Origin of the sequence: Streptomyces alkaliphilus, assembly GCF_014141535.1 — a bacterium.
Lineage (GTDB): Bacteria > Actinomycetota > Actinomycetes > Streptomycetales > Streptomycetaceae > Streptomyces > Streptomyces alkaliphilus.
Genome location: NZ_VKHT01000246.1, coordinates 1 through 5,846 on the forward strand (window position 1 = coordinate 1; position 5,846 = coordinate 5,846).

4 protein-coding genes are annotated in these 5,846 nt (G+C 72.9%); 2 read left to right on the forward strand and 2 right to left on the reverse strand.

Annotated features, from left to right (window positions below; genetic code table 11):
- The coding region (locus FNQ90_RS10320) for a VanZ family protein (RefSeq protein WP_182606096.1) at positions 1-1,273 on the reverse strand (1,273 nt) is incomplete at its 3' end.
- 247 nt (positions 1,274-1,520) lie between these two features.
- Between FNQ90_RS10320 and FNQ90_RS10325 the strand changes: the two genes are divergently transcribed.
- Positions 1,521-2,426: an MEDS domain-containing protein gene (locus FNQ90_RS10325; RefSeq protein ID WP_182606097.1), complete on the forward strand. Its 906-nt coding sequence runs from the start codon at positions 1,521-1,523 to the stop codon at positions 2,424-2,426.
- A complete protein-coding gene (locus tag FNQ90_RS10330) occupies positions 2,423-3,403 on the forward strand; it encodes a sensor histidine kinase (RefSeq protein ID WP_182606098.1) in 981 nt (326 codons plus the stop codon). The genes FNQ90_RS10325 and FNQ90_RS10330 overlap by 4 nt, the downstream gene beginning before the upstream one ends.
- Positions 3,404-3,443: 40 nt before the next feature.
- Here FNQ90_RS10330 and FNQ90_RS10335 read toward each other — a convergent pair.
- Positions 3,444-5,846 (reverse strand): SpoIIE family protein phosphatase (locus FNQ90_RS10335; RefSeq protein WP_182606099.1); only part of this gene is annotated, 2,403 nt, incomplete at its 5' end.

Sequence of the window (5,846 nt, forward strand, 5' to 3'; positions counted from 1 at the left end):
TCATATGGGTATAAGAGACAGCGGCCGCGCCACGCGAATCGGGGAGCGTGCCCCCGACGACGGCTCCCCCACCGGTTCCGGAGAGCTCCTCCTCCCCCCGCGGCGGTGGGGCGACCGTGCGGGCCGCCCGGCGTTCGCGTCGGGTGGGCACGGCCAGGTTGACGGTGTCGGTCCAGCGTTCGTACGGCGCGCGGTGGTCCCCCCGCACCAGCACGGCGAGCGGCGACCACACCCACACCAGCACCCCGCCGGCCAGGAGGAGGAACGGCAGGGCACGGGCCACCGGTTCCGGCACCGCGACCGGCAGCGCGCCGGAACGGTCGGCTACCCACCACCACAGGACGACGAACGGCGAGTACAGCAACCCCATCCGGGCGGTGATCCGCCGGAAGCCGGCCCGTCGCCCGCCGGGGCGCTCGACGCGCAGCAGGACGGCACGCTTTCCCGGCGTGGTGCGCAGCAGCGCCGGCAGGAGCCAGAACCACACCGCGCCGAGCCCCGCGGCGAGCAACAGGGCCCAACGGCGGCCCGTGGCGAGGTCCACGGTTCCGAGAACGGCGAGCAGGCCGGTGATCACGGTCCACACCACCAGGCATCCGACCACGTCCAGCAGGTGGGCCAGGGCGCGCCGGGTGAGGGTGACCCGGTTGCCGTACCGCAGACGTTCCACCTTCGGGTCGTTGACCGGCAGCCTGCGGCCCAACGGTCCGGCGAGGAACCACCCGATGACCGCGCCGAGGGTGTTGAGCGTCAGGTCGTCCACGTTGAACTGCCGGTAGGGGCAGGCGTAGAGGTACCACAGGCCGGTGTACTGGGTGGTCTCGAAGAACAGCGAGGTGCCGAAGGCGATGAGACCCGAGGCGAGTAGGCCGCGGCGCAGGTGATAGCGCAGGTAGACGCCCAACGGCAGGAGCAGGACGAGATTCAGCAGGGTGGTCCAGGTGGGGGCCAGTCCCAGGAGGTTCATCACCGACCGGTCGCCGCCGGCGGCCGCCGCGACCGTGTGTCGGAAGGCGAAGGGCTCCAGCTGCGGATCGGATGCGTATCGGGTGACGAGGCAGTGCGCGTCGGTGTCGGCCGGCAAGGGCATCAGCGTCTGCAACAGCGCGGCGACGAGGTAGAAGACGAAGCTGTAGAAGACGAGGACCGACCAGCCCCCCGCCCGACCGCGCCGCCGGTAACCGCGAACGGCCACGGGGATCATGATCACGGCGACGATGACGGGGAAGATCAGGACCGCCGCCTCGACGGGCAGCAGGTAGGTACGGAACACGGTGGTGCTTTCTGCGTGGCTGCCCCGGGCGGGACCGGGGGTGACGGGCGGGCCGGGAGCGCGGAGCCGGAGACCTCCCGGCCCCCGCGACACGACCGACGGGGTGGTTTCCCCCGATCGGGGAAACGGAAACCGACGGGCCCGGAGCGGGCCGTTCGCCGGGTTCGCCAACCGTTCGCCGGGGGGGACTGCTCTACAGTGGGGGGTCGCGAACCCGGCGCGCCCCTCCCGAACGGAAGGCCCGCACATGCCCCGCACCGTCGTCGCGGGACCGGCTGACGCCCGGGGCCCGGACAACCACCTCAGTGCCGTGTTCTCGGACGATGCCGCCCGGGACGCTCACATGGTCCGCTTCCTGCGGCCGGCCTTCGAGCGCGGCGAGCGGATGGAGTACTTCACCGAGGCCACCCCGCCCGAGACGGTTCTTCGGGTGCTCGAGGACCACGGCCTCGACGCGACGGGGGCCAGGGAGCGGGGCCAGCTCTCGGTGGTGGCGGCCCGGGACGCCTACCTCTCCGATGGCCCCTTCGACCCCGACCGCATGGTGGAGCAGTGGCACCGTTCGGTGCGGGAGGCGGAGCGGGCCGGCTTCGACGGACTGCGGGCGGTCGGGGAGATGTCCTGGTACGGCCGGGGTGTTCCGGGCTCCGAACGGCTCCTGGAGTACGAGCTCCGGATCCACCGGGAGGTCTTCGAGCGGCTGCCGTCGCTGGCCGCCATGTGCCTGTACGACCGCCGGTTGATGACCGACGCCGACGTGGCCCTGCTGGACGGTGTCCACCCGGAGCACCGCCGGATCGGAAAGGAGCGCCTTCCCCCGCCGACGCTGCGGGTCGTGCCCCTGGAGGGCCGAGCGGGAGTCGCCCTGGGGGGTGAGGTGAACCACTCGGTGCGACACGTGGTGACCGGGGTCGCGGCGGCCCTGGCGTGCTCCGAGACCCCCGGCACCCGTGGCACCTCCGGGGAGGGGGTGGTGGAGCTGGACCTCTCGGAACTGGAGCACATCGACCTCGACGGGACGGTCCGCCTGGTGTCCGCCGCCACGCGGGAACCGGGCCGCCGGCTCGTGGTGGTCGACCCGCCGCCGTGCCTGCTGAGGCTGCTGGACATCTTTCCCGAACTGAACGCCGCGCTGGAGGTCGTGTCCCGATGACGAGAGGCACCGCGGCCGCGCCCGGCGAAGAACGAGTCGACGCCTTCACCCACCCCGCCTTTTTCTACCACGGCGAGGACGGTTTCCTCGCGGGTGTCGGGGCGTTCGTCCGGGCCGGGCTGGAGAACGGGGAACCGATCCTGGTGGTGTTGCCGGAGAGCCGCGAGCGCCTGCTGCGCGAGGACCTGGGGGCGCTGGCCCGGGAGGTGACCTGGCCCGTCACCGGGGTCTTCGGCCCCAATCCCGGACGGGCCATGTCGGCGTTCCGGGAGTTCGTCGACCGTCACCCGAACGGCCACCCCCGGGTGGTGGGCGAACCCGTGTGGCCCGGGCGGGACACCGAGGAGGTGCGGGAGGTGCTGCGACACGAGATGCTGTTCAATCTGGCACTCGCCGGGAGCTCGGCCTCCGTGCTGTGCCCCTACGACGTGTCCTCGGTTCCCTCCGGGGTGCTGGAGGAGGCGCGTCGTTCCCACCCCACGATGCTGGAGAACGAGGGGCAACGACCGAGTCCCTGGTACACCGGCCGACGGGAACGGGACGTGCCGTTGACGGAACCGCCCACGAGGGCGGTCTCGCTGCCCTACGACGAGGAGACGCTGAGCGCGGTGCGGGGCTCCGCCGAGCGCTGGGCCCGGGAGGCGGGCCTGTCCGGTGCGCGTCGGACCGATCTGGTGCTGGCGATCGCGGAGGCCACCACCAACTCGGTACGGCACGGTGGCGGTACCGGGGTGCTGCGACTGTGGGTCGACGGCTCCCGGGCCCGGGCGGAGACGCGGGACGCCGGGCGGCTGTCGGACCCCCTGGCCGGAACCCACCGCCCCGATCCGTTCTCGGCATCCGGGGGGCGAGGGCTGTGGATGATCAACCGGTTGTGTGATCTTGTGCAGATGCGATCGCTTCCGGACGGTTTGGTGATCCGGATGACGATGACACTCGACTCCCCCGGTGTTCCGCCCCCGCCCCGGTGGGGGTGAGCGGGGCGGGGACCGGACGAGGAGGGGAACGGTTGATCGCTCAGCGATCGATCCGCACGTGCGCGTCGACGGTCGTGCCATCGGGATCGGAGTCGATGGTCACCCGTCCCGTCAGAGCGCGGATGAGTTGCAGGCCGCGCCCGCGATGGGCGTCGGGATCGGGGCGGGGGGCCCGCCAGGTTCCGCTGTCCGCGACGGTCAGGTGGATGTCCCGGGCGGTGGCCCGGGCGGTCAGACGCACGGTGCCGCCGGGGGTGTCGCGGTGACCGTGCTCGACGGCGTTGGCGCATGCCTCCCCGGCGACGAGCAGAACCTGCTGGATCACGTGTCGTTCCGGCCCGAGATCGGTCAGCCAGGCACGCAGGGCGGCCCGCACGCCGGCCAGCCGGGCGGAATCCGCCGGGAAGGTGACCTCCAGGGGGCGGGTGTGGCGGTAGAGCAGCATCGCCACGTCGTCGCGGTAACCGGCGCCGGGCAGGGGCCCGACGAACCCGCCGTCCTCGTCGGATGAGGGTTTCAACCCCCTCATGACCGCGTCGGCCAGATCCTGCAGCGGTGCGTCGAGGCTCTCCGCCACCACCGTCGCGGCCCGTTCGATGCCGATGTCCAGGGGGCGTCGGCGGCGTTCCACCAGACCGTCGGTGTACAGCAGCAGCACGGAGGTGGACGGGAGGATCCGTTCGGCCTCCGGCCGGGGGTGGCCCGGGCGCACCGCCAACGGGGTGGAGCGTCCGCCGTCCAACAGGTCGTGGCCACCGTCCGGGCGGACGAGGATGCCCGGCGGATGGCCGGCGCTGCTGTAGACCAGACGTCCGGTGTCCGGGTCCAGGACCCCGCAGAAGACGGTGGTGCAGATACCGCCGGGGACGAGCGCCGCGAAACGGTCGAGGGCCGTCAGGGTCCGCGCCGGGCCGGTGGACTCCAGCAGCAGGGCCCGGCAGGCGCTGCGCAGCTGGCCCATGACCGAAGCCGCCTCCAGGCCGCGACCCACGCAATCGCCCACCACGATGCCGATGCGTCCGTCGGGCAGCTCGACGGTGTCGTACCAGTCGCCCCCGACCTGCAGGGGACGGGCGGCGGGTTCGTAGCGGACCGCGAAACCGTCGGGCAGACGATCGGGCCCCAGGATGGCGCGCTGCAGGGCCAGGGCGGTCTCACGGTGCTGTTCGAAGGAGTGGACGCGGTGCAGAGCCTGTCCGAGCCGACCGCCCAGGACGGCGAGCAGGGTGAGGTCCTCGGGGCCGAGGGGGCGGTGCGGGGCGGGTTCGATCCACAGTCCGAGGCGTCCGCCCGGGTGGTCGAGGGTGATGCCCACCCCCGCGGGATCGCGGGTGGTCACCGGGCGCAGGGGAACGGTGTCGTACAGGCCGATGAGGGCCTCCCGCACCGGGTCCGGGGAAGGGCCGCCGTCGGCGCCCCTCTCCCGGCGGCCCGAGGGTCCGAGGGCTTCGGGTGTTCCGGGGGAAGAGCCCCCGGGGGGCGAGGGCTCCCGCTCCGACACCGAGGCGATCCGCCGCACGCAACCGGTCTCGTCGCGGTGGGCGGCGACGACCCGGCGGGCGTGCCACAGGTCGCGCAGCTCCTCCATCGCGACGCGCAGGGCCTCGTCGGTACCGGACGCCTCGGCGAGCCGGATGCCCATCGCGGCCATGGCGGCTTCGCGCTGCGCGGCGAAGCGTTCCTCGGTGATGTCGCGCAGGGTGCCGACGACCATGCGGCCCCCCGTGTCGGGGTCGTGCACCTCACTGAACCCGATGGCCACCCACAACAGGTGGCCGTCGCGGTGCACGACGGGGGCCTCGTGGTGGCCCTCCGGGTGTTCGAGGAGCCGGGTGAAGGTCTCCGTGGCGAGTCGGTGCTCCTCGGGGTGACGCTCGGTCCCCGGCCACCAGGGGTGCTCCGGGAGGTAGGGCAGGCCGCCCGGACCGTAGCCGAGCAGATCGGTGAAGGCCGAGTTGATCTCGACCACGGCGCCGCGCTCGTCACAGACGAAGAACGCCTCCTGGAGGGAGTCGATCAGCGCCGCCCGCCAGTGCGCGTGATGGTTGCGCAGGCGGGCCAACTCGACGGTGGCCCGTACCCGGGCGCGCAGTTCACCGGCGGAGAACGGCTTGACCAGGTAGTCGTCCGCGCCCGCCTCCAGACCCTCGATGGATGCCTCCTGCCCGGCCCGGGCCGAGAGCAGCAGCACCGGCACCCCGGCGGTGCGCGGATCCGCGCGCAGGGCGGCGACGAGTTGGAGGCCGTCCATGCGGGGCATCATGACATCGCTGACGACCAGGTCCGGGGGATCCGCCCGGACGGCCTCCAGCGCGGCGAGGCCGTCCGGGACGGTGGTGACCCGATGGGCGTCGCTCAGCAGACCGGTGAGGTAGTCCCGCATGTCCGCGTTGTCGTCGGCGATCAGGACCCGGCTCGTGGCGGAGGGGAGGGCTGGGGGCTG

Bases quoted from the DNA above. Each gene is read 5' to 3' on its own strand.
- FNQ90_RS10325 (WP_182606097.1), top strand. From the start codon at position 1,521: ATGCCCCGCACCGTCGTCGCGGGACCGGCTGACGCCCGGGGCCCGGAC.
- FNQ90_RS10330 (WP_182606098.1), top strand. From the start codon at position 2,423: ATGACGAGAGGCACCGCGGCCGCGCCCGGCGAAGAACGAGTCGACGCC.